The sequence below is a fragment of the Mesorhizobium shangrilense genome, assembly GCF_028826155.1.
GTDB lineage: Bacteria > Pseudomonadota > Alphaproteobacteria > Rhizobiales > Rhizobiaceae > Arvimicrobium > Arvimicrobium flavum.
This window is the reverse complement of the sequence record NZ_JAQGPN010000001.1, coordinates 578,152-601,883: the sequence shown is the minus strand read 5'-3', so window position 1 is coordinate 601,883 and position 23,732 is coordinate 578,152. Positions and strand designations below refer to the sequence as shown.

The following is a 23,732-nucleotide window of genomic DNA, read 5'->3' as shown; positions in this document are numbered from 1 at the left end:
ATGGATTATTCTTTCGACAGCGAAACGCAGATGCTCGCGGAGAGCGTGGCCCGTTTCGTCAAGGATCACACCGAGGCGCCCGGTGACCTTTGGCCGACAATCGCCGAACTCGGCTGGCTCGGCCTGCCGCTTCCGGAAGCGGTTGGCGGCATCGGCCTTGGAGGCATCGGCGCCATGGTCGTGATGGAAGGCCTCGGAGCCGGCTCGCTGGCTGTTCCCTTCATTCCGTCCGTCGTGATGGCGGGGGGCGTTCTGGCCCGCAGTCCGGCGCACTCCGATACTTTGTCTTCGCTCATCGAAGGGCGTTCGCGGATCACCGCGGCCTGTGCTGCGGATCCCGAAGATGTGAAGGCCATCGCGCGCCCGAATGGCGACCATTACCGCCTGAGCGGAAGCGGCATCCTGGTGCTCGACGTCGATGGTGCTGATGCGGTGGTGGTGCCGGCCCGCCTGGACAACTCGTCGGACATCGCCCTGTTCCTTGTCCCGCTCGACGGCAGCGGCGTCGAGCTTCGGGCCATGACGCTCGCCGACGGTCGAGCGGCCGCTCGCCTCAACATGGCCGATGCGTCCCTCGCCGCCGCCCAGCGGATAGAAGTCGGAGCCGACGGCCGTGGCGTGCTCGCAGCCACGAGGGATGCCGCGCTGCTTGCCGCGGCGGCCGAGAACCTGGGTGCGATGCAGACCCTTTTCGACCTCACCCTCGAATATGCCAAGACGCGCAAGCAGTTCGGCCGCGCCATCGGATCCTTCCAGGTCCTGCAGTTCCGGCTGGTCGATCTCTGGATCAAGCTCGACGAGGCGCGTTCGCTGGTCATGACCGCGACGATGGCGGCCGATGAAGGGCACGCAGACGCCGCAGGGCTCGCCGCCGCGGCCTGGATCCAGACGCTGTGGTCAGGCAAGGCGATCTGCGAGGAGGCCATCCAGATACACGGCGCCATCGGCATGACCGACGAATGCGTCGTCGGCCGCTACGTCAAGCGCATCCTGGTCAATGAACTGGTGTATGGTCCTGCCGAGCGTCATCTGGCGCGCTATCGCTCGCTGCAGGCGGCGTGAAGCCGGCGAGCGCCAGATTCTGGCGGAAGATGCCGATCAGGCTGCGCTCGATCTCGGTAAGGGTGCGCGAAGCCGAGAACAGGATCGACAGACGCCGGCTGATGGCCGGCTCCACGATCGGGTTGAACTGGAGAATTCCGGCGTCGACATAAGGCTGCACCGAATGCTGGGGCAGCACCGTTGCCAGCGGCATGCGCCGGATGAGCGCCAGGATCATCGTCAACGAATTGACTTCCATCTGCGGGGTGAGCCGCAGGTCTGCGGCCCGGTCGAGGATCTGGCGCAACCCGAACGCTTCGCCAGGCAGGACGAGCGGTAGAGTGGTCAGCCGGCGCAGCGGAACGACGCCGGGCGGCAGCAACTCTGCCGCCGCGCTCGAGACGACGCCGATCGCATCGCTCGTATTGAGATCGAGTTGCGAGATGCGCGAAACATGCGCCTCGACGAGCGCGAAGCTGATCGCTCCCGACTCCACCCACCGATGCAGTGTCTGCGTCGGCGCCTCGCTGATCTGCAGCTTCACATTCGGATAGGTACGGCCCCATTCCTCCAGCGCCGCGGTCATCGCCCGCACCAGCGGACCGTCGTGGTTGATCATCGGGATGAAGCCGATCGACAGCCGCTGATGGCGGGTGGCGGCGTGATGTGCGGCCTGGAAGACGATATGGTCGGCCTGTTCGACTGCCGGCGTGAACAGTTCGGCAAGCCGGCGGGTGTCGGGCGTCGGCTCGAGGCCGGTCCGGTGCCGGACGAACAGCTTGCGGCCGACCACGGTTTCGAGCTTGCGCAACTGATTGGACAGGGCCGGCTGGACGACGTGCAGCTTGCGCGCCGCCGCCGTGACGTTCAGCTGCTCGCAGAGCGTCAGGAAGTAGCGCATCTGCTTCAACGTGATCTTCGGCTCGTAGAGCACGACCGGATCCGGATCCTGCACGATCGCCTGCAGCAGCGAGACATAGCTGCGCGCCGCGGGATGATCGACGTCGATCCGCGCCACGACCTTGCTGGAAAGGTCCGCCGGAAGCCTGGCGTGGCCGAGGTTAAGGCGCGCAAGTCCTCCCGCAACCAGGCTTTGGGGCGCCAGGAGGCAGAAGGGGGCGGCGTCGCGCGACAGTTTCGGGAAGGTCCCGACGTCCTCTTCGATCACCGTCGGCTCGGGAAGGTCATGCGCTGCGCAATAGGCCCGCGCCTGCCCCAGCTGGGCCGGAGCCAGCGACGGCACGAAGAGGGGGAGCTTGCGCAGCATATCGAACGGAACGGTCCTCTCGTCGTCGCCGAAGCGTTCGGCCGGCGTGACGCACAGCCATTCGTCGAGGAAAAGGAAAGCGCCGTCGCCGCCGCTTTCAGCATAGTCCAGAACCACGCGACCTGCAGGCGGCGGCTCCTGTTGTGCGGGCAGGTCATGGACGGATGCTTCGCGCGAAGCGCTGTCGGCAAAGCTGACGGTTGCCAGGGCCTCGGGATGCATCCTGCGCAACTCGCGCGCGGCGAGGCTGGCGGCCCGCGAAAGGCGACCCAGCATGAACTGCAGCGGCGACCTCACCTCTATCCGCTGGATCTCTTGCGACACCGGCAGCGTCAGGATGGTTTCAGCCGCTTCGGCAAGCCGCAGGATCGGCTCGGCCGCCTGGTACAGCCAGCGGGCAGCCTCCGTCGGGTAATGGCCCAGCGGACCGCGCTGAAACATGGTCAGCCCCAGCTCGCGTTCGAGCAGGTTGAGGTTCTCGCTCAGCGCCGATGCGGAAAGGCCGGATCGTGCCGCGCCCTCCGCGTGGTTCTTGTGCTGGCAGGCCAGCAGGAAATAAGAAAGTTGCCGGATTTCCATGTCAGGCGACGTTTAACACCGGAACCGGCGAGGGGCTACGGCGATCGGTCGCCCCGTCGGGACGGCATGGAAGGGCGCTTCGCTCCGGCCTATGCCTCGCTTCGGCTTTCGCGATTGGCGGCATTTCCGTCCAACCCTACGATCCCGCCAAACCCTCTGGAGGATCGAGACCATGAAAGCTGCCTTTACGATCATTTGCGCGACGCTGTTGGGGCTTGGCTCCGCTGCAGCCGAGTCGGGCGCTGTTGCGAGCGAGCAGAAGTCCACCCGCCTCGTATTGCTCGGCACCGCGGGCGGACCGACATGGTACGGCGATAACTCGCCGCACGGCATTTCGTCGGCGGTGATAGTGAACGGCCGCGCCTATATCGTCGATTTTGGCTCGGGAGCCTATCGCCAGCTGCGGACGGCAGGAATCAAGCCGGGATCGGAGGCGGCGCTGTTCTTCACCCACCTGCACTCCGATCACGTGATCGATCTGCCAAGCCTGCTGATGTATGACCCGAGCGCCCGCAAGCGGGCGAATGCGTCCCTGAAGATCTTCGGTCCCGGAACGCGCGGCGTGCTGCCGCCATTGGCAGGCGACGCCAAGGAAGACGTCGTGATCCATCCCGAAAATCCTTCGCCGGGAACTGCCGACATGGTGTCCGCCCTCGTCGGCGCCTTCGCGACGGACATGAACATCCGGGTTCGCCACGAGGGTATTCCGGACGTGCGGGATTTCTTCGAGGCCCATGATGTCGCCATGCCGGCATCCGTGGCGGTCGATTCGAACGCCGACGCATGGCCGTCCATGGAACCTTTCGAGGTGTGGGCCGACGAGAACGTGCGCGTCACCGCGACGCTGGTTGATCACGGAAAGGTCTTCCCCAACTACGCCTATCGCTTCGACACGGCTGACGGGTCGATCGTCTTTTCGGGCGATACGGCTATCAGCGAGAATCTCGTACGCCTCGCCAAGGATGCGGACATTCTCGTGCACGAGGCCATCGACCCGAGCTGGATTGCCAAGATCGTCGGAGACAAGCCGTGGAACGCGCGGCAGGAGGCCCTTGCGCATTAGCTCCAGCACACGCATGTCACGCCCGAGCAGGCCGGCGACGTGGCGACGCGCGCAGGCGTCAAGACGCTGGTGCTGTCTCACCTGGTTCCCGGCGATGCGCCCCGCGAGCACTGGCTAAGCGCACAGGAAACCTTCAAGGGCGAGCTGGTGATTGGCGAAGACCTGATGAGCCTCACTCTGGGCAGCGAGCGTTCCGGTCAGTAACCACGGACGTTGCGCAACGCACTGGCTGCAGGCGCCGAGACGATTGTTTTGGCGTCTATGTCCGGACTTGCCGCAAACCAGCTGTGTCGCGGGAGAACCGGGGAGTCTGGTGGACAGCCCGACGCAGCCATTCCTGCGCTCCAAGACCTGGACGATTGATCGCTTCGTTCCAGCGATCAACCGCCCTTGACCGATCGAAAAAGTGGAGCTGGCGCAGGCTACCTCGCGGGGCTTAACGAGGCCGAGCGCGGCGGGTCTTCGGCTCAAAGTCGTTTCGGTTCATCCGCCGAGCCTCCGGCACCTCCTCAAATGTCTCGACCCTGACCCCTACAGCAACGCCTGCTCGTTGCGGCCGAGGAAGCGGAAGGCGAGGTAGATCGCCAGCCCGCTGAGCACAAGCAGGATGGAGGACATGGCCGCCGCCGTGCCGAAGTCGCCGTCGAGGATCAGCAGATAGATGCGGACGGGCATCGTCATGGTCGAGCCGACATAGAGCACCAGCGACGACGAGAGTTCGTTGATCGCGGTGACGAAGGAGAGCATGCCGCCGGCGACGATGCCTGGCACGATCAGCGGCACGGTGACCCGCAGGAAGGCCTGCAACGGACTGTAGCCGAGCGAGACGGCGGCCTCCTCCAGGCTTGGCGAGATCTGCCGGAGGGCGGACGAGGTCGTGCGCACGGCATAGGGCAGGCGGCGGATGAATATGGTCAGGATGATGATCATCGCGGTGCCGGTCAGCACGACGGGCCCGGTGTTGAACGCCGCTATGTAGGCGATGCCGATGACGATGCCCGGCATGACGTAAGGGATCATGAATGCGCCGTCGAGCAGCGACGTGTTGAGATTGGTGCGCCGCGCGACCAGCACGCCGATGAGCGTGCCGGCTATCACGATCAGCGCGACCGCCGAGAACGAGAACACCAGCGAGTTGCGCACTACGTCGCCGAGGTTGAAGAGGATCCGCTCGTAGCTCTGGAGGCCCAGTCCCGATTGGAAGACCGGACCGCTGGTCTTGCGGAAGGAATAGATGATCGAGACGATGACGGGGAGGGCGCCAAGCAGGCCGATGGCATAGACCGCGAAGTGCGCGAGCGCGTTCCTCCAGCCGGTCAGGCGGATCTTGATCGGCTTGTTGATCATGTTGCCGTGATAGACGTTGCGCCGCGACACGTAGCGTTGCAGCAGCACGAAGGCCATCGAGACGACGATCAGGATGACGCTGATGGTCGTCGCCATGGAAAGGTTCGAGCCGATTTCGGCCGAGTAGAGCGTGTAGGCCTCCGTCGCCAGCACATTGTAGCCGCGCCCGAGGAGCCGTGGGGTGCCGAAGTCTGCGATCGCCTGGATGAGGGCGAGCAGTCCGCCGGCCGAAAGCGCCGGGAACACCATCGGGAACGAAATCTTGAAGGCGCGCTGCCAGGGCGTCAGCCCGAGCCCTTCGGCGGCTTCCTCCAGCGAGCGGTTCACGTTCGAGAGCGCGCCGGACACCATCAGGTAGACGAAGGGGTAGAACTTGAAGGCGAAGACGATGAGGATGCCGGTCAGGCCGTAGATGGTCGGCATCTGGATGCCGAAGGTCCGCGCCGTGGTGCGCACCAGGCCGCCCGCTCCAAAGAGTACGATCCACGAATAGGCGCCGATGAATGGTGGTGAGACCAGCGCCAGGATGGCCAGCAGCGAAACGAACCGGCTGCCCTTGATGACGAAACGCGAGATGCAGAACGCCATGATCGAGCCGAGGACCAGTGCGCCCACCAGGCCTCCGAAGCCGACGACCAGCGTGTTCAGGAAGGCTTGCCGAAAGCGCGGTTCGGCGACGAACTTCTGATAATTCGCGAGGGTGAAATTGCCGCTGGGATCGTAGAAGCTCGAGACCAGGACCGAGCCTACGGGCACGAAGAGCAGGATCAGCAGCAAGACCCAGGTGAGGATCATCACCACGGTCCAGAAGTCGAAGCGTTTCATGGCGCTCAGGCTCCGATGGGCAAGCGCTTGCCGGCGCTGTCGAACGCCATGAGCGCCTCGCGCTCCACGGCGACGAGGACATCCTCGCTGGTTTCACGGGTCGATCGCGTTCCCGGATTGGAGAGGTGGACGATCGCCTGGCCAAAGCCGGTCTCGACCAGCACGTGCGCTTCCCGCCCGAGATAGGTGTATTTGACGACCTTCGCGGGGACGATCGCGGCCTTTCCGGCGGCGCCCTGATCGCCGGCGCGGGCGAGCTGGAGCTTCTCCGGGCGCACTGACCAGGTGGCGGCCTTGACCATGTCCAGGCCGAGGTCCTTCAGAAGCGCGTCGCGCGCCGGTCCTTGAGAGAACTCGTTCAAGGTGCCAACGAAGCGCGCCACGAAGATCGTCTGGGGATCGCCGTAGATCTCCTGCGGCGTGCCCATCTGCTCGATGCGGCCGGCGCTCATCACGCAGATGCGATCGGAGATGGCCAGCGCTTCTTCCTGGTCGTGGGTGACGTAGATGGAGGCGATGTTCACCTTCCTCTGGATGTCGCGGATCTCCTCGCGCAGCTCGATGCGCAGCTTGGCGTCCAGATTGGAAAGCGGCTCGTCCATCAACAGCAGGCGCGGGTTGATGACCAGGGCGCGGGCGATGCCGATGCGCTGCTGCTGCCCTCCCGACATCGCTGCCGGCATGCGGTCCGCAAGCGCGGAGAGGTGCACGCCCTCCAGCGCCTTCTCGACACGCTTCTTTATGTCGGCGGCCGGGACTTTCCTGGGCTTCAGTCCGAACGCGACGTTGTCGAACACGCTCAGGTGGGGGAATACGGCGTAATCCTGAAAGACCATGCCGATGTCGCGCTTGTGCGGCGGCACCTTGCGCAGATCGCTCCCGTCCAGCGCGATCGATCCCGATGTGAGGTCGTTGAAGCCGGCGATGGCGCGCAGGAGGGTCGTCTTCCCGCATCCGCTCGGTCCGAGGAGCGTGAAGAACTCGCCGCGTTCCACCGAGATCGAAACATTGTCCAGCGCCCGAAATTCCGAGGTGAACTGTTTGATCGCGTCGGCGACCTCCAGATAGCTCATGCGCCTTCCCCCCTCGGCAGGACATCCATCGCAAACCTAACCATGATTTTCGCCTTGCAACAACAAGGAAACCAAATCAGTATCGATGCGATCGAAAAATGATCGTTTACGAACGGGAGGAGCAGCATGAATATTCGCAAACGCACATTTTTGGCGCTGACCGCGGCTGCGGCAGTGTCGCTGACGCTCGCCGGCGGCGCCGTTGCCCAAGACAAGCCTGTCGTGGTCTACACGGCCCATAAATCGTCCATCGTCGACACATTGCTGCCGATGTTCGAGAAGGAGACGGGCCTCAAGGCCGAGGTGGTGAAGCTCGGATCGGGCGACATCATGAAGCGCGTGAAGGCCGAGGCTGGCGCGCCGGCCGCGGACGTCATCTGGTCGATCACCGGCAGCCTGCTCACCGACATCCAGGATCTGATCGAGCCCTACGCTCCGGCGGACGCCGACAAGATCGACCAGCAGTTCGTCGAGAACCCGAACTGGACCCCCTACACGGCGGTCGTCTACGTGCTCGCCGTCAACACGACCATGCTTCCGCTGGAAGAGGCCCCCAAGACCTGGGCGGCGCTCGCCGATCCGAAGTGGAAGGGGCAGCTTGCAACCGCGCGCGCAGACGGTTCCGGATCCGCCATGCAGCAGTTGCAGACGGTTCTTACGGTGTTCGGCGACAAGGGTTGGGACACCTATACCGAGATCGCCAAGAACTTCGTGTTCACCGACAGTTCCGGCGCCGTGCCGCGCTTCGTGGCGGATGGTGAGACATCCATGGGTCTGACGCTCGAGGACAACGCACTCGAGTATGCCCAGAACGGCGCGCCTGTGGCGATCGTCCATATGACGGACGGCACTGCGGCCACGCCGGACGGCATTGCACTCGTCAAGGGCGGCCCGAACGCGGAAGGCGGCAAGAAGTTCATCGACTGGGCGATGTCCAAGTCGACGCAGGACACCCTGGCGACCAAGATCGGCCGGCGCTCCGTCCGCACCGACGCGAGCAATCCGGAGGGAACACCTGCCCTTTCGGAGATCAACGTCGTGAACCCCAAGCCGCTCGCCGACTTCGGCGGCGCCGAGGCGGTTCTCGCCAAGTGGCGGACGGCCATCGGCGAGTAGGCTCCCGCGTGGCTGCCGCGTTAAGCGTGGCAGCCACGCCCAATCCACAACGAATGCCCGCATCGCCAGCCGATCCTCGGCCGCCCAGGTCTGAAGAAATTGATGAGATCCCTCGAAGCATTCACCCTCGGTAAGCGACGCGGCCAGCCGGAAACCAACGAGGATAGTCTCGTCATCGTGCCTGGCGTGGGTTACGCCGTGGTCGACGGCGTTACGGACCGCGACGGCACTCTGTATGACGGCGTCCTGGGGGGCCGCTTCGCCTCGAAGTCGGCCGCAGCAACGATCAATCGCTATCTGCTCGACCTGGCGGCCGGCATTCGACGCCATGAGGGGCCAGGCGAGTTGGTGGGCCAGCTTACCGAGGCGGTTGCAGACGGCTATCGTCGAAACTGCCGCTATGAGCAGGTAAAGTTGGACGCGAACGTCCGCGCCGGCTGCGCCGTGTTGATTGCCCTCGTCAATGACGACGATCTGGAGGTCATCTCTGTCGGCGACAGTGGGCTCAGGATCAATGGTGGTTCGCCCTGGCAGGATCTCAAACCGCTCGACGACGTGACCGCGAGATTGAGACGGGAGGCCTGGCGCTATTTTGAGGCGCGGGGCCTGCCTCAGGATGCGTGCGGCAAGCTGTCGATGATGGTGACGTGGCAGGGAACGCGAAACCAGCCTGATGGGTCTGTCACGGCAGAACCCGGGGTGCGCGCCGAGATCGAGGCGCGAGCCCTCGCCGTCAACCGCCAAGCGCTGCCGGACATACCGGAGTGGGAACTGCTTGAACTCATCCACCACGGCATCGTCCACGGCCAGGGAGGCTTCCAGAACGCAGCGGATCGAGAACTCGGCTACGGGGTGATCGATGGGTTCGACGTGCCAGCCAAGTTCATCGAAACGATCAGCATTCCAATTGCAGAGATCGAAACGCTCGAGCTGTTCTCGGATGGATACTTTTCTGCGCCTGCTGGCTTTGGAGCCGCAGCGTGGGAGGATGAGTTTGAACGGGTCGAACGGGAGGACCCGCACAAGATCGGTCGTTTCTTGAGCACGAAAGGAACGACGGACGCCGCCATGACCGACGACCGCACCTATCTTGGAGTGCGATTGAGATGACAGGCCGGCGCACGGTGTCGGTCGATGCCGAGGTGCATGGAGAGGCTGCGAAGGTCGGCGAGCGTCGCGCGGCGATACTGGCGGCGGTCCGGGCCAATGGCGCGGTGTCCGTTTCTGAGCTGGCCGAGCGCTTCTCCGTCACCCAGCAGACGATCCGGCGCGACCTGCATTCGCTGGACGGCAAAGGGCTGATCCACAAGGGCTTCGGCGGCGCGTTCGCCTCGCCGGGCGTCGCCAAGTTCGACTACCTCGAGCGACAGGGCACGCAGGCAGACATAAAGAGGCGCCTGATGCTGGGAATCGAAGAGTTCCTCACGCCTGGCGCCACGTTGTTCGTCGGACTGGGGACGACATTCAACGCGCTGCATGAAGTGATCGTTCGTCACCCTGGATTGCTGGTCGCCACGCCGAACCTCGAGGTGGCCTACAACTGCGCCATGAACACCGACGCAACCGTCTACATTTACGGCGGCTATGTCCGGAGCAAGGATTCGGCCGTCCTCACGGTGGCTGACGCCAGCCGGGATCGGTTCAAGTTCGACGTCGCGCTTCTGGGCGCAAGCGCGATCGACGACGAGGGCGACATACTGGAGTTCGACCCTCTCGAGGTCGATCTCGTTCGTTCGATCCTTCCCTTGGCGCGGCAGCGGATCTTGGTCGCGCATCATGAGAAGTTCCGCCGACGCGCGCCGCACAAGGTGGCATCGCTTCGGGAGGTCGACGTACTCGTGACCGATGGCGACGTTTCCGGCCACTTCCCCGATCTGAGGGTGCTGAACTCGACGCGGGTGATTTCCGTCTAGGCTGCGGACCGTTCGAAGCCTGGCATTGGCTCATGCTAAGTCCGACGAGGCCGAGCGGGAATTCTCTGTGAGTTCGCCGAACAGGACACGCTTGCGGCAATGATCGAAAATCCCGACCTTCTCGACATGCCCGATCCGGCTCGCGACATGGCGCGGTTCCTTGGCGTAGAGCGACTCGCCGCCACCTCGCGCGCGCGACTTGACGATGCTATTGCCCGGGCTCGCCTCCATATGGCCGCTGAGCACGAAAGCACTGAATGACATTCCGCTTCATCCATTCGAGCGACCTGCATCTTGGAAAACGTTTCGGCAACTTCTCTGGCGACCTGCCGGGGCGGTTGCGCGAGGCGCGGCATGCGGTGATCGGGAAGCTTGCGGACCATGCGCGCAAGCAGGGCGTCACCACGGTGTTGCTGGCCGGCGACACTTTTGACACCGAAACCCCGGGGCCGGATGTGCGACGCCAGGCGCTTGCCGAGATGCGCCACCATGCGCCGGTCCGCTGGGTGATCCTGCCGGGCAACCATGATTCGCTGCAGGCCGCCCAGCTGTGGGCGACGCTGAAGGCGGAGGCGCCCGACAACGTCATCCTCGCCGTCGAGCCGCAGCCGTTCGAACTGACGCAGGGCGTGGCGCTGCTGCCGGCGCCCTGCACGACGCGGCGGCCCGGCCGCGACCTCACCGAATGGATGGATGCCGCGACGACGCCTGAAGGAACGATCCGCATCGGCCTCGCGCACGGTGCGGTGCAGAGCTTTTCTGAAGAGGGCAATGGGCTCGAGGTAATCGCGCCCGACCGTGCGCGGCGCGCCGGGCTGTCCTACCTCGCGCTCGGAGACTGGCACGGCGGCGTCGAGATCGACCCGCGCACGCGCTACAGCGGAACGCCGGAGCCGGACCGCTTCAAGCATGACCGGCCCGGCGAGGCGCTGCTGGTCTCGCTCGATGGGCCTTCGGCCGACCCGGACGTGACCGCGCTGCCGACGGGCAGCTTCGCGTGGCGAAGTCTGGCGCTCGATCTGCTCGACGGCGAGGACGCCGTCGCGCGGCTGGAGGCCATGTTGCCCGAAGCCCGGCTCAGGCGGCAGTGGCTCGTTCAGATGGTCGCCACGGGCCGGGCGCGGCTCGAAGGCCGGACGGCGCTTTCCGCTGCGATCGAGCACGCCAGACCCGACTTCGCCTTCCTCGACTTCGATGACGAAGGTCTCGCGACGGAATGCGAGGCCGGCGATCTCGATGCGATCGACCGTGCCGGCGCCCTGCGCGAGGTGGCCGATGCTCTGCTGGCCGAGACCGGGGACGCCAATCGTTCGGCGGAGGAGCGCGACATCGCGCGATCGGCGCTGGCCCGGCTCTATGCCTACGCGCAGGCGGTCACTCCATGAAGATTTCCGCACTGCGCCTGTTCAACGTCAAGCGCTTCGCCGGCCGCGGTAAGGCGATCGAGGGCATCGGCGACGGCGTCAACGTGCTGTGCGCCGCCAACGAGTTCGGCAAGTCGACCAGCTTCGAGGCGCTGCACGCGCTGTTTTTCCAGCCGCATTCGAGCACTGCCGGCGAGGTCCGCAACCTGCGCCCCTATTCGGGCGGCAATCCGTTGGTCGAGGCCGACATCGCGACGGAAGCTGGCCGCTTCCGCATCACCAAGCAGTTTTATGGTGGCCGCTCGGCGCGCGTCGTCGACATCGCAAACGACCGGATCGTCGCGCAGGCTGACGAAGCGGAGAATTTCATCGCGAGCCTGGTCCGGGGCGGGACGGCGGGGCCCGCCGGCCTGCTCTGGGTGCGCCAGGGGGTAACCGGCATCGAGAAGCGCAGCAAGACGGAGGAAGACAGCGAGAAGCAGGTGCGCGCCAGCCTGCTCGAGTCCGTGCAGGGCGAGGTCGAGGCCATCACCGGCGGCCGCCGCATGGCCGAGATCATGGCGGCGGTGGATGAGGCGATGGGCAAGCTCCTCACTCCGACCGGCCGTCCGAAGGCGGGCGAGCGATATGCGGCCGCCATCGACGACCGCGACCGGCTGGAGGCGGAGGAGCAGCGACGCGAGTCCGAAGTGACGGCGCTGCGGGGCGCTCTCGACCAGCGGGCGGCGGCCGTCAGGCGGCTGGCCGAACTCGATGGCGCTGACGATCGCGACGGGCGGTCGAAGGCGATCGAGGCGGCGCAGGCGGTTTTTGACGCCGCCAAGGCACAGGCCGAGACGCTGCGCGCCGCCGAAGCGGAACTCAAGCTCGCGCGGGAGCAGCACGACAGTGCCAACCGGGAGCTCAAATCCTTCCGCGACGCTCTCGAGAAAGCGAAAAGCCTCCGGGGAAGGTTCACGGAGGCCGAGGGTATGCGCGCGCAGGCGCTTGCCCGGCGCGACGAGGTCGCAACCGCAATCGGCAAGGCCAGGATGGAAACAGAGGCAGCCGAGACGGAGGAACTGGAAGCGCGCGCCCTTCTCGCCCGTCTCGACGCCGCGCTGAAGGCGCGGGAGGCCGCACAACAGCTGTCTGAACTGGAGCAGAAGCTGGAAGCGGCGGAGGAATGCCGCAGGAAGATCGAGGACGGCGAGGCAAGGCTTTCGCTGCTCAGGCTCCCAGAGAAGGCGGTGGCCGAACTCGAAAACCTCGACGTCGAGATCGCCAGGCTTCGCGCCGTCGCCGAAGCGGGCCGCCCTTCCGTCGCCATCGCCTACGAGCCGAACGCCCCGGCGGTCACCATCGACGGCACGGCGCTGAAGGACGGCGAACTGCGAGGCTATGACAGCCAGGCGCAACTGGCCATTCCGGGCGTTGGCGTCGTCACGCTGCGGACCAACCGACAGTCCGGAAGCGACCACCGGCTGCCACAGACTGAAGAACGCCGGCGCGTCCTGCTCGCCTCCATGGGCGTCGCGGACCTCGCTGCCGCACGCGAACGGCAGGTCGAAGCACAGCGCATCGAGGGCGACCTGCGGGAGCTAAGGACCCGGCTGTCGCTGCTTGCGCCTGACGGCCTGCCGAAACTTCGGGAAGAGATTGCGGGGCGTCGTGCGGCGGCGGGGGAAGTCCTCGAACTGAAGGAGGATCCCGCGCAGGCACGCATCGCGCACGAGAAAGCGGAGGCGCGGCGGCTCGCCGCGCGGCAGGTCCTGCGCGAGACCGAGCCTGTGCAGGCGGGAACCGGGGACGCCATCGTCGCGGCGGAGACGGCCTTCGCGGCGCTCGGGGCCGAGCGCGCGCTTGTCGAGGCCCTTCTCGGACCCGAGGAGACGCGCGCCGAGCGCGAGCGCCAGCTCGCGGACAGGTTTATCGCGTCAAATACCCGGCTGGCGGAGCAGCTGGCGGCGGTATCGAAGCTCCAGGGCGATGCGGTGGACGTCGCTTCCGCCGAGGCGGCGCTCCGCCGGGTCCGTTCCGTCGCGGACGCGGCCGAGAAGGAAATCGGCAGGTTGCGGGAGGAAATTTCCGGCCTCAATGCGCACATCGCCACGCAGACCGATCTTGCGGTCGAGGAGAAATGGCGCGAGACCGCCGACGCGCTGAGTGCCGCGAGGGCGCGCGCCGAGGCTTACCGGACGGAGGTCGCGGTCCTGAAGCGCCTGCGCCTTGCGCTGGAAACCGCGCGCAGCCATGCGCGCGAAACCTACCTCCTGCCGGTGATGACGGAGCTGCGGCCGCTGCTCGGGCTCCTCTTCGACGACGTGTCGATCACCTTCGACGAGAAGACGCTGCTGCCGCACAAGATCCTGCGGAACGGTCAGGAAGAGGAGGTGGAGCGCCTCAGCGGGGGCATGCGCGAGCAGCTCTCGGTGCTGACGCGGCTCGCCTTCGCGCGGCTCTTGGCGAAGGACGGCCGGCCGGCGCCGGTCATCCTCGACGACGCGCTGGTCTACTCCGATGACGACCGCATCGAGAAGATGTTCGACGCCCTGCACCGCCAGTCGCGCGACCAGCAGATCATCGTCTTTTCCTGCCGTCAGCGGGCCTTCCAGAAGCTGGGCGGCAATGCGCTTCAAATGGCCGACTGGGCCCCGGGCTGAGTTGATCGAACTGTTTGCCTGATGATGAATGCGGAAGGCCGACGCGCTCCGCGGGTGGCGTCGTCGTCAGGCGCCTGCATGAGGGCACGGATGCTGAACGAAGTCGGGAAGTCCGGAACTCATCGGCCGGGGAGTGACCCGACATTGGCGCAAGACCTGCGAGGCATCCGATCAGAATGCGCCATCTGGCCAGCTTGTCCGATAGATCGTTCGACAATAAATCCTCTGGCGTCGCGCTGTCGGCCCGCCCATATGTTCTTTCCGACTGCGTTCCCACTCGAAAAGGCCCGCGCCTTTGCACACAAGCCACTCGACCTATGAGATCCTGCGCACGCGCATCGACCGGCTTACGGCGCGCGTCGGGGTCATCGGGCTGGGGTATGTCGGGCTGCCGCTCGCGATGGCCATGGCGACGGGCGGCTTTCCGACGCTGGGATTCGACATCGATCCCGCCAAGGTCGACATGCTCAACGGCGGAGCGTCCTATATCGAAGCAGTGCCCGACGAAGCCCTCGGCCGATCGCTGCGCGACGGTAGGTTCCGCGCCAGCCACGATTTCGTCGGATTGGCCGAATGCGACGTCATCGTGATCTGCGTGCCGACGCCATTGACGAGGCATCGCGATCCGGACCTTTCCTTCGTCGAGAACACCGCACGCGCCATAGCCGCCAGTCTGCGGCGGGGACAACTCGTCGTCCTGGAATCGACGACCTACCCAGGCACCACCGACGGCGTCCTGAGGCCGATCCTGGAAGCGACCGGGCTGCGCTCGGGCCGGGACTTCTACCTTGGCTTCTCCCCTGAGCGCGAGGACCCGGGCAACCGCGACTTCGCCGTGTCGACGATCCCGAAGGTCGTCGCCGGCGACGGTCATGAAGCAGCCGCGCTCATGCGGGCGTTCTACGGCGCCGTGGTCGATACCGTCGTTCCGGTATCCACGACTGCGACGGCGGAAGCCGTAAAACTCACCGAGAATATCTTCCGTTCGGTGAATATCGCGCTCGTCAACGAGTTGAAGCTCGTCTACGGCGCGATGGGCATCGACATCTGGGAGGTGATCGAGGCGGCCAAGAGCAAGCCGTTCGGCTTCATGCCGTTCTATCCCGGTCCCGGCCTCGGCGGCCATTGCGTCCCCATCGACCCCTTCTACCTGACCTGGAAGGCGCGGGAATACGAGATGCCGACGCGCTTCATCGAGCTCGCCGGCGAGATTAACTCGGCCATGCCCCGGCATATCGTCGCCCGGCTTGCCGACGCTTTGGATCGTCATGCCGGCAAGGCGCTCAGCCGCTCGCGCATCCTTGTCGTCGGTTTGGCCTACAAGAAGAACGTTCCAGACATCCGCGAAAGCCCTTCGTTGCGGCTGATCGAACTGATTGAGGAGCGTGGCGGGCGGGCGGAGTTCCATGACCCCTATGTCGCGGAGATCCCGCCGACCCGCGAGCACATGCCGCTCAAGGGCCGCCGCTCGGTCGAACTCACCGGGGCGCGGCTCGGCGAGTTCGATGCGGTGCTCGTCGCCACTGACCACGATTCCATCGACTATGCGGAGATCGCGCGGGGCGCGCCGCTGATCATCGATACGCGCAATGTTTTCGGTCGCCTTGGGCTAGGCGGCGATCATATCATCAAGGCTTGAGGGTGGGCGGGACAGCAACATAACCTGGAGCGACAGGATCATCCCATGGCTTTCGTACAGGGCGAAGTGTCCGGCATCCTGATGGACAAGGTGGCGGATTGGTTGATGCGCTCGGCGCTTGCGGGCGATGCGCTGGAAGCCATGATCCAGGGTTTTTGCGAGCGGCTGGCCGCTGCCGGAGTGCCTGTGGTCCGCGTTCATCTCAGTTTTTCGATGCTGCACCCCCTCTACGATGCGCTGAGCTTCACCTGGCGTCGGGGCGAAGCGATCGAGATAGAAGGGCTGCGCAAGAAGGATGGGCTGCCGCCCGAGCGCTTCCTGCGCAGTCCCTATTTCCATTTGCTGAGCAACAAGCTCGAGCATCTGCGCCGCCGCATAGATCCGGAGGGGCCGTCGGAGTTCCCGATTTTCGAAGACCTGAGGGCGTGGGGCGTCACCGACTATCTGGCGTTTGTGCACTCTTTCGGCGGCGAGCAGCGGGGAATGCTCGGATCCTGGAGCACCGACAGCCCGCAGGGGTTCTCGGAGAGCACGCTCGCGGCGTTGCTGCGCATCCAGAGCCCCCTTGCAGTGGCCGCCAAGATGGCGGTCCTCAACAAGCTGGCCGACAACATGCTGACGACCTATGTCGGCGGTGACGCAGGCAAACGGGTGCTGAGGGGGCAGGTGAAGCGCGGCGACGGCGACACCATTCGCGCCGCCCTGGTCATGGCCGATATGCGCGGCTCCACCAGGCTCGCCGAGACGGTTGGCCGGGAGAGCTATATCGATACGCTCAACGCCTTCTTCGACGCCATCGCCGCGCCCTTCAATCGCAACGGGGGGCAGATCCTGAGCTTCCTGGGGGACGGGTTCCTTGCCGTCTATCCATGCGAGCGACATCGCGCCCCGTCGGAGGTCGCATGCCGGGCGGCCTTGTCGGGGACGTTCCGGGCCACGTCGCGCATGGCCGATCTGAATCGCGCCCGCGAGCAGAAAGGACTGGGCAAGATCGCCTACGGCATCGGCCTCCACGTGGGCAACGTGATGTTCGGCAATGTCGGGCTCACCGACCGGCTGACCTTCTCCACATTCGGGTCCGCGGTCAACGAGGTGCAGCGCCTTCAGAACCTGACCAAGAAATACCACCATGAGATCATCGCCAGCAGCGATTTTGCTGGCTACTGCGGCGGCAACTGGCTGGAGATCGGAAAGGAACAGCTTGCCGGCGCCAAGCAGAAGCTCATCATCATGCATCCGGATTTCTCGGATGGGGGAGCCATTGCAGAGGACGGAAATTTCGAAGAAGGTTATGATCGCATGTCGGATGCCGAACAGGTGATGATGCTGCATCGAGAGGCGGAACACAGGTCGCCCTTCAGGCGGGAGATGAAGAAGCTGCAATGAACATGCGCGTGCTGCCTGCCGCTGGACTTGCCGCTGCGATCTGCGCGTCCGGTCAGGCTGTCGCCGATACTGTCGAGCAGGTGCTGCGCGACGGGTTTGACGGTCCGACATTTTCCGACACGGGGGGGCTCTATTATCGCGACAATTTCGAGCAGAGCGCGGGCTCGGTCGAATTCCAGAACCGGGTCGCGCGCAATGGCGGCGGCGCCTTGAAGCTGTCGGTCAAGCCGTTGTGTGGGGCCACCTCGGAAGGCTGCAGCGAGCGCGCCGAGATCTGGGAGAGGACGGAACTGCGCGTCCCCTACGACCAGGGCGTCTGGTACGGTTTTGCCGTCAAGTTCGGCGATCCCATCCCGGTGGATGACCATCGCTACCTGATCGCCCAGTGGAAGCGCGAGATCGACCCGGGCGCCGCGGGCGACTTCAGCCCCTTCTTCGCCCTGCGGCTGCGCAACGGCAAGCTCTTCGCCACCGTAGAGACCAACTACCTCGATCCGGGCGGACGAGGTTCCGGAACCGGCTGCGCGGGGACCGGCACGCCTGTCTGGCTGCGTCCCGAAACCAACCAGATGCGCGCGCTCGTGGCCACCGATCCGTCCTGGACGCCGGGCGACAACGACATCTACACATCCTGCACAGACGCCATCAGGGTGGTGAACCATGGCAACAGCCTTCCGACGCCAGGCTCGGGCTGGATCGACTTTGCCGTCTACACCAAGCCGGGGCCGGACGGGTCGGGCCGGATAGAGCTGTTTGCCAACGGCAAGCCGGTGGTCACCGTCACCGGCCGCATCGGCCATGCCGATCCGGGGCTGGGCGAGAACCAGTACTTCAAGTTCGGCCCCTATCGGGGTGCACACACCAACGAGTGGACGCTTTACTATGACGACTTCCGCCGTTCGCCCCGTTGCACCGACGTGCTCGGACCGAGCGCCTGCCCGACCCAGTAGCGCTCGGATCACGGATGTATCCGCTACCGCGCATGTGCAATCTGATCCGCCACTACATGGGCTATGTTGATGGCCACAACTCGCTTGGCGGGAAGGGTATCGTTGTGGAAGCCGACAATATGTTTTACGGCGGCGTCGACAAGCTCGGCGAGGATGACAAGACTGTCGTTTTCGGTGCATCCCAAGCCTAAAGCGGAAGCACGTACTCCCCGCCATCTTCAAGGGTTAAGCCGGGTTCCCGCATCACCAGGGACGAAACTGGCGCGTTCCGCGAACTGGCGGAGCTTGGCTACCGCCACGGGACCGTCACTCTGCCAAGCAGTACGTCTTAGGCGAGGTCCACACGAACAACATCGAAGCCTGTTGGGCGCACGTTAAGTGTTGATGACCGGAGCTTACGTTTCGGTGTCGAAGAAGTGGCTCCAGACCTACCTTTGGAGTTCGAGTTCCGCCAGGACCTTCGGAAGCATCCTCACGTGATGCTGGACCTGCTTTTGTAGTCTTTCCTACGTTCGGAGCCAAAGGGGGCGTGGGCATTGCCTTCAAGAGCAGATCGAAGCGGGCTTCTGCGTCCGAAACAGTCAATTTGTTGCGTCGCTCACGAATAGCTTGTGAATCCCGCCATCCGCGCGAAGCGTCGGCTTTGCCACCAAGGCAAGTGCCACCTTGGTGTCGAGCGCATGTGAGTAGACGTTTTGCGGAGTGGTGAGGGCGGGGTCGGTTATCTTTCCTCGCAACTCCCGACCAGAGTCAGCCTCTTCAAATTTGAAAGCACCCGTCTTGGTATCGAGCGCGGTTATCGTACCGCGAAATCTCTGGGTCTCGCCCACAGTGACCTCCTCCGGTGATCTCAACGATTCCGCTGTTGGCGCATCAACTACAATAGGGTCGATACCGTGCGGTAGTTGACGAACTTCAGCGACGGTGCGGCCAACAGGTGCAGCCAAATCTGCCAGTGGGCCGCGATTCTGAGTTGCGAGCATTTCCACCAAACCGAGCAGTCTGTCTTCTCTCTGCTCCGCCCGACGTTCACGCTCAACCCCGGCAGCCTGCATGGCGGATGCCAACTCATGATACTGGTCGCTCTGGTGGCGGATGATGTCGAGCGCCTTATCCATTTCTCCGCCTTGACCTGTCTTTTTGGCAATGATCGCCTTTACAAAGGCTGGGACCACGAAACCGGCTGCTTCGAAAAGCAACTCGGGATACACGGCCATCTTCCCATGCACGACCATGAGATAGATCAGATACCAGATGGTTCCAGGCTTCGGCGGGCCCGCTTGAACTCGGATGTCTGTATGCTCTGAGGTGCGGAGCTGCCCGTGAAAGTGCAGATGCCCCACCGAATTGTAGACCCGTGCAATTCCTGAAAGAGACTTTCCTAGCAATAGAGCATCCATCCGATGCTCTGCCGCGTCGATACCGGCGAATTGTATCTTCACAGGCTCGATCAATTGGCGATCTGCCATCCCCCAACCACCCCCGTTGTCCCCGCGGGAATTGAACCAGAGCCACAACCCAATGTGGAGTCTGATTCGAGAAGGGGATGGAATGTGCGGTCGCGATCATTGAAGAACCATATGGTCGGAAGATGTTCCGATTATGTTCCGCGCGTCTGAAGGGGATGTATCCCTTCGATCAGCCGGCAGTCGAGCTCGTTCACATCCACTAGGCAGTTTCGCGGCGGTACTATAGTCTCCACGCCTGAAGCGCCACAAAGGTGCTTGGCGCAGGGGCGTTGACTGGGGATGAAGCCACCGACCGATCTACTGCGGATCGAGGACCTGAGCATCTCGTTCGCCATCGTCGGCGGGCCGATTCACGCCGTGCGAAATATCAGCATGCGCGTCCTGCCCGGCAAGGTGACGGCGCTGGTCGGCGAGTCCGGGTCGGGGAAGTCGGTCACCAGCCAGGCTGCTATGGGCATCCTGCCAAGGACAGCGAGAGTGCGCGGCAGGATCCTTTTTTCGGATCCCGTGACCGGCGTCACCTCGGACATCCTCCAGATGCCCAAGGATGGGCCCGAGATCCGTGCGTTGCGCGGCAGCCGTATCGGCAAGATCTTTCAGGAGCCGATGACGTCGCTGTCCCCGCTCCACACGATCGGCAACCAGGTGAGCGAGCCGCTGCTCATCCACCAGGATCTCTCGGCCGCGGAGCGTCGCGAGCGCACCGAGGAGATGCTGAAGCTCGTCGGTTTTCCCAATCCGGCGCGCGCCTACGACATGTACGCGTTCGAACTGTCGGGCGGCCTGCGCCAGCGCGCGATGATCGCCATGGCGCTGATCTGCCGCCCCGCGCTTTTGATCGCCGACGAGCCGACGACCGCGCTCGACGTGACCATCCAGGCGCAGATCCTGGAACTCCTGGGCGAGCTGCGCGAAAAGCTCGACATGGCGATGCTGCTGATCACCCACGATCTGGGCGTCGTCGCCAACATCGCCGACGAGGTGGTCGTCCTCTACCACGGCGAGGTGATGGAGGCCGGCACGGTGGAGGCGCTCTTCCGCCGGCCGCGGCATCCTTACCTGAAGGGGCTGATGGCCGCGGTGCCGCACTTCGACATGAAGCCTGGCGAACGCCTGAAAGCGCTCCGCGAGGTGCCGGTCAAGGCGGAGAACCTTCTGGGCAGCCGGAAGGACAGCGGCCCCGACGTCCTCGTCTCCGTCAAGGATGTGTCCAAGACCTTCACCACCCGCAAGTCGAGCTGGTTGGGCAAGGGCCAGCAGCGGGCGGTGCGCGCCGTCGACTCGGTCAGCTTCGACATCATGCGCGGCGAATGTCTGGGTCTTGTCGGCGAGAGCGGTTCGGGCAAGACGACCGTCAGCAAGATCCTGATGCGTGCGGTCACGCCCGACAGCGGCTCCATAACCTTCAACGCGGGCCAAGGCCCGATCGACGTTCTCAATGCAGAGGGCGAGGATCTGCGCGAGCTGCGCACCAAGATCCAGATGGTGTTCCAGGACCCGGTGTCGTCGCTGTCGCCGCGCATGACGGTCCAGAACATCCTCAGCGAGCCTCTCGAGATCCACAATCGCGGTGACGCCCAGACCCGGCTGGAGATGGTGAAGTCGCTGATGTCGGCGATCGGCCTCGACCAGCGCTTCATCAGCCGCTACCCGCACAGCTTCTCCGGCGGCCAGCGCCAGCGCATCGGCATTGCGCGCGCCCTGGCTCTCGGACCGGACCTGCTCATCTGCGACGAACCGGTCTCGGCGCTCGACGTCTCTGTCCAGGCCCAGATCCTCAATCTGCTCAAGGACCTGCAGTCGCAGCTCGGCCTCACCTACCTCTTCATTTCCCACAATCTCGCGGTCGTCGACTACATGGCCGACCGCATCGCCGTGATGTGCGGCGGCCGCATCGTGGAGCTTGCGCCGCGCGAAACGCTTCTGCGCAAGCCTGTGCATCCCTATACCCGCGCGCTGGTTGCGGCGGTGCCGTTTCCCGACCTCGACCGACCGCTTGACTTCAAGACGCTCAAGAAAAGCGGCATCTCGGACGCCAAGGCGTGGGCGCCGCAGTTCCGGCCCGATGGAGACAAGCACGCACTCGTGCCAGCCGATCTCGGGGGCGGTCATTTCGTGCTGGCGCGGCGCAACGCGGACGTCAGGGAACTGCGGCCATGATCAACAGGCGGACCACACTCGGACTGATCGCAGCCACCACTCTGTCGCCGCGCACGCTCCTCGCCGCCGACCGGGAGCCGAGCTTCCTGCGTGCGCTGCTCGACGAGGGCAAGTTGCCGCCGATGGCCGAACGGCTGCCGAAGGATCCGCTTGTCGTCAATCTCGCCGCGATGGGCCGTGAACCGGGCCAGTATGGCGGCTCCGTGCGTTTTCTGATCAGCGGCCAGCGTGACATCCGCTTGATGACGATCAACGGCTATTCCCGCCTGGTCGGCTACGACGAGACCCTCCAGTTCGTGCCGGACATCCTGTCGAGCTTCGAAGTGGACGAGGAGCGCATCTTCACCTTCAGGCTGCGCGAGGGGCACAAATGGTCGGACGGTCAACCGTTCACGGCCGAAGACTTCCGCTATGTCTGGGAAGACGTCTATCACGACGAGGACCTGACGCCCGGCGGACTGCCGCGCCCGCTCCTGGTCGACGGCAAGAAGCCGGTGTTCGAGATCGTGGATCCGTTGACCGTGCGCTTCACCTGGCATGCACCCAATCCGTATTTCCTGCCGGAGATCGCTTCCGCGCAGGCGTTGGGGCTGGTTCTGCCGGCCCACTACATGAAGCAGTTCCACAAGAAGCACCAGGATCCCGAGAAGCTCGACGAGCTGATCAAGGTCAACAAGGCCAAGAAGTGGACGACGCTCCACCTGCGCATGGCTCGCCAGTACCGGCCGGAGAATCCCGAGCTGCCGACCCTCGATCCGTGGCGCAACACCACCAAGCCGCCGGCCGAGCGCTTCGTGTTCGAGCGCAATGCCTTCTTCCACAGGGTCGACGAAACCGGACAGCAGCTGCCCTATATCGACCAGTTCATCCTCGACGTCAGTTCCTCGGCCATCATCGTGGCGAAGACCAGCGCGGGCGAGAGCGATCTGCAGATGAACGGGCTCGACTTCGCGGACTACACGCTGCTGAAGGATGCCGAGCGGCGCCATCCGGTCAAGGTCCATCTGTGGAAGCGCACGCAGGGCGCCCGGGTCGCGCTGCTGCCGAACATGAATTGCGCCGACCCGACATGGCTTCCCTTCCTCCGCGATGTGCGGCTACGGCGCGCCCTTTCGCTGGCAATCAACCGGCGCGAGATCAATCTTGCCCTGTTCTACGGACTGTCCAGGGAGAGCGCTGACACGGTGCTTCCCGAAAGCATGCTGTTCCGGCCCGAGTTCCCGACCGCCTGGGCCGCCTACGATCCCGACCAGGCCAATGCGCTGCTCGACGAGGTGGGGCTGAAGCGGCCGGCCAGGGGCCAGATCCGCCTCCTTCCCGACGGCAATCCGGCGCAGCTCGTGGTCGAGACCGCCGGCGAGAGCACCCTCGACACCGACGTGCTGGAACTGGTCACGGACCATTGGCGTGAGGTCGGCATCAAGCTCTTCATCCGCACTTCGCAGCGCGACGTGTTCCGCAGCCGCGCCATTGCGGGACAGATCACCATGTCGCTCTGGTCGGGCATCGACAACGGTATCCCTACGGCCGAGATGAGCCCCAACGAACTGGCGCCGACCGCCGACGAACAGCTTCAGTGGCCCGTCTGGGGCCTCCACTACCTTTCCAACGGGGAGCAGGGCTCGCCGCCGGATATGCCGGAAGCGGCCAAGCTTCTCGACCTGCTCCAGCGATGGGGCCGCGCGGTCGACAGCGGGACGAGGGCGAGCGTCTGGAACGAGATGCTGGCGCTATGGGCCGACCAGGTCTTTTCGATCGGCATCGTCAACTCCGCCCTGCAGCCGATCCTGACCACCGCCCGGCTCAGGAACTTCCCGCCCGAGGGCCTCTACAGCTTCAATCCGACGTCCTATCTCGGCGTCTATAAGCCTGACACGTTCTGGCTGGCGGAGGGCTGA

At 64.6% G+C, this 23,732-nt stretch carries 19 protein-coding genes; 14 read left to right on the top strand and 5 right to left on the bottom strand.

Annotation, left to right across the window (positions count from 1 at the left end):
- Positions 1-1,062: an acyl-CoA dehydrogenase family protein gene (locus tag PD284_RS02985; RefSeq protein ID WP_274626741.1), complete on the top strand. Its 1,062-nt coding sequence runs from the start codon at positions 1-3 to the stop codon at positions 1,060-1,062.
- On the opposite strand, the gene PD284_RS02980 is transcribed toward PD284_RS02985, so the two are convergent.
- Entirely contained in the window at positions 995-2,887 is a 1,893-nt protein-coding gene (locus PD284_RS02980) for a LysR family transcriptional regulator (protein WP_274626740.1), read from the bottom strand. The genes PD284_RS02985 and PD284_RS02980 overlap by 68 nt on opposite strands.
- Positions 2,888-3,059: 172 nt before the next feature.
- On the opposite strand from PD284_RS02980, the gene PD284_RS02975 reads away from it, so the two are divergent.
- On the top strand, positions 3,060-3,950 hold the full coding sequence (locus PD284_RS02975) for an MBL fold metallo-hydrolase (RefSeq protein ID WP_274626739.1): 891 nt from the start codon (positions 3,060-3,062) through the stop codon (positions 3,948-3,950).
- Positions 3,951-3,989: 39 nt separating this feature from the next.
- The gene (locus PD284_RS02970; RefSeq protein ID WP_274626738.1) at positions 3,990-4,154 is read left to right on the top strand and encodes a hypothetical protein; all 165 of its coding nucleotides are present in this window, start codon (positions 3,990-3,992) and stop codon (positions 4,152-4,154) included.
- Between the two features lie 327 nt (positions 4,155-4,481).
- On the opposite strand, the gene PD284_RS02965 is transcribed toward PD284_RS02970, so the two are convergent.
- Together PD284_RS02965 and PD284_RS02960 are read right to left on the bottom strand one after the other, a co-directional pair.
- Positions 4,482-6,122, bottom strand: a complete 1,641-nt coding sequence (locus PD284_RS02965) for an ABC transporter permease (RefSeq protein ID WP_274626737.1) — start codon at positions 6,120-6,122, stop codon at positions 4,482-4,484.
- 5 nt (positions 6,123-6,127) lie between these two features.
- Positions 6,128-7,195: an ABC transporter ATP-binding protein gene (locus tag PD284_RS02960; protein WP_274626736.1), complete on the bottom strand. Its 1,068-nt coding sequence runs from the start codon at positions 7,193-7,195 to the stop codon at positions 6,128-6,130.
- A gap of 126 nt (positions 7,196-7,321) precedes the next feature.
- On the opposite strand from PD284_RS02960, the gene PD284_RS02955 reads away from it, so the two are divergent.
- The 3 genes from PD284_RS02955 to PD284_RS02945 all read left to right on the top strand — a co-directional run bounded on the left by PD284_RS02955 (position 7,322) and on the right by PD284_RS02945 (position 10,224).
- Complete coding sequence (locus PD284_RS02955) at positions 7,322-8,311, top strand: extracellular solute-binding protein (protein ID WP_274626735.1); 990 nt, start codon at positions 7,322-7,324, stop codon at positions 8,309-8,311.
- Between the two features lie 102 nt (positions 8,312-8,413).
- The gene (locus tag PD284_RS02950; protein WP_274626734.1) at positions 8,414-9,421 is read left to right on the top strand and encodes a PP2C family serine/threonine-protein phosphatase; all 1,008 of its coding nucleotides are present in this window, start codon (positions 8,414-8,416) and stop codon (positions 9,419-9,421) included.
- A complete protein-coding gene (locus PD284_RS02945; protein WP_274626733.1) occupies positions 9,418-10,224 on the top strand; it encodes a DeoR/GlpR family DNA-binding transcription regulator in 807 nt (268 codons plus the stop codon). The genes PD284_RS02950 and PD284_RS02945 overlap by 4 nt, the downstream gene beginning before the upstream one ends.
- A gap of 30 nt (positions 10,225-10,254) precedes the next feature.
- On the opposite strand, the gene PD284_RS02940 is transcribed toward PD284_RS02945, so the two are convergent.
- The gene (locus PD284_RS02940) at positions 10,255-10,488 is read right to left on the bottom strand and encodes a hypothetical protein (protein WP_274626732.1); all 234 of its coding nucleotides are present in this window, start codon (positions 10,486-10,488) and stop codon (positions 10,255-10,257) included.
- On the opposite strand from PD284_RS02940, the gene PD284_RS02935 reads away from it, so the two are divergent.
- The 6 genes from PD284_RS02935 to PD284_RS02910 all read left to right on the top strand — a co-directional run bounded on the left by PD284_RS02935 (position 10,482) and on the right by PD284_RS02910 (position 18,396).
- A complete protein-coding gene (locus tag PD284_RS02935) occupies positions 10,482-11,609 on the top strand; it encodes a metallophosphoesterase family protein (protein WP_274626731.1) in 1,128 nt (375 codons plus the stop codon). The two genes, PD284_RS02940 and PD284_RS02935, sit on opposite strands and share 7 nt — an antisense overlap.
- On the top strand, positions 11,606-14,230 hold the full coding sequence (locus PD284_RS02930) for an AAA family ATPase (protein ID WP_274626730.1): 2,625 nt from the start codon (positions 11,606-11,608) through the stop codon (positions 14,228-14,230). The genes PD284_RS02935 and PD284_RS02930 overlap by 4 nt, the downstream gene beginning before the upstream one ends.
- 295 nt (positions 14,231-14,525) lie before the next feature.
- Positions 14,526-15,869 (top strand): nucleotide sugar dehydrogenase, encoded by a 1,344-nt coding sequence (locus PD284_RS02925; protein ID WP_274626729.1) that lies wholly within the window; start codon positions 14,526-14,528, stop codon positions 15,867-15,869.
- A 45-nt stretch (positions 15,870-15,914) separates the two neighbouring features.
- A complete protein-coding gene (locus tag PD284_RS02920; protein WP_274626728.1) occupies positions 15,915-17,255 on the top strand; it encodes an adenylate/guanylate cyclase domain-containing protein in 1,341 nt (446 codons plus the stop codon).
- Positions 17,252-18,205 carry a polysaccharide lyase gene (locus PD284_RS02915; protein WP_274626727.1) on the top strand — a complete coding sequence of 318 codons (954 nt, stop codon included), beginning with the start codon at positions 17,252-17,254 and terminating at the stop codon, positions 18,203-18,205. The genes PD284_RS02920 and PD284_RS02915 overlap by 4 nt, the downstream gene beginning before the upstream one ends.
- A 14-nt stretch (positions 18,206-18,219) precedes the next feature.
- Complete coding sequence (locus tag PD284_RS02910; protein ID WP_274626726.1) at positions 18,220-18,396, top strand: hypothetical protein; 177 nt, start codon at positions 18,220-18,222, stop codon at positions 18,394-18,396.
- A 390-nt stretch (positions 18,397-18,786) separates the two neighbouring features.
- On the opposite strand, the gene PD284_RS02905 is transcribed toward PD284_RS02910, so the two are convergent.
- Positions 18,787-19,674: a DUF7946 domain-containing protein gene (locus PD284_RS02905; protein ID WP_274626725.1), complete on the bottom strand. Its 888-nt coding sequence runs from the start codon at positions 19,672-19,674 to the stop codon at positions 18,787-18,789.
- A 279-nt stretch (positions 19,675-19,953) separates the two neighbouring features.
- On the opposite strand from PD284_RS02905, the gene PD284_RS02900 reads away from it, so the two are divergent.
- Positions 19,954-21,834 (top strand): ABC transporter ATP-binding protein, encoded by a 1,881-nt coding sequence (locus PD284_RS02900; protein ID WP_274626724.1) that lies wholly within the window; start codon positions 19,954-19,956, stop codon positions 21,832-21,834.
- Positions 21,831-23,732, top strand: coding sequence for an ABC transporter substrate-binding protein (locus PD284_RS02895; protein WP_274626723.1), 1,902 nt, complete (start codon positions 21,831-21,833; stop codon positions 23,730-23,732). Before PD284_RS02900 ends, PD284_RS02895 begins: the two co-directional genes overlap by 4 nt.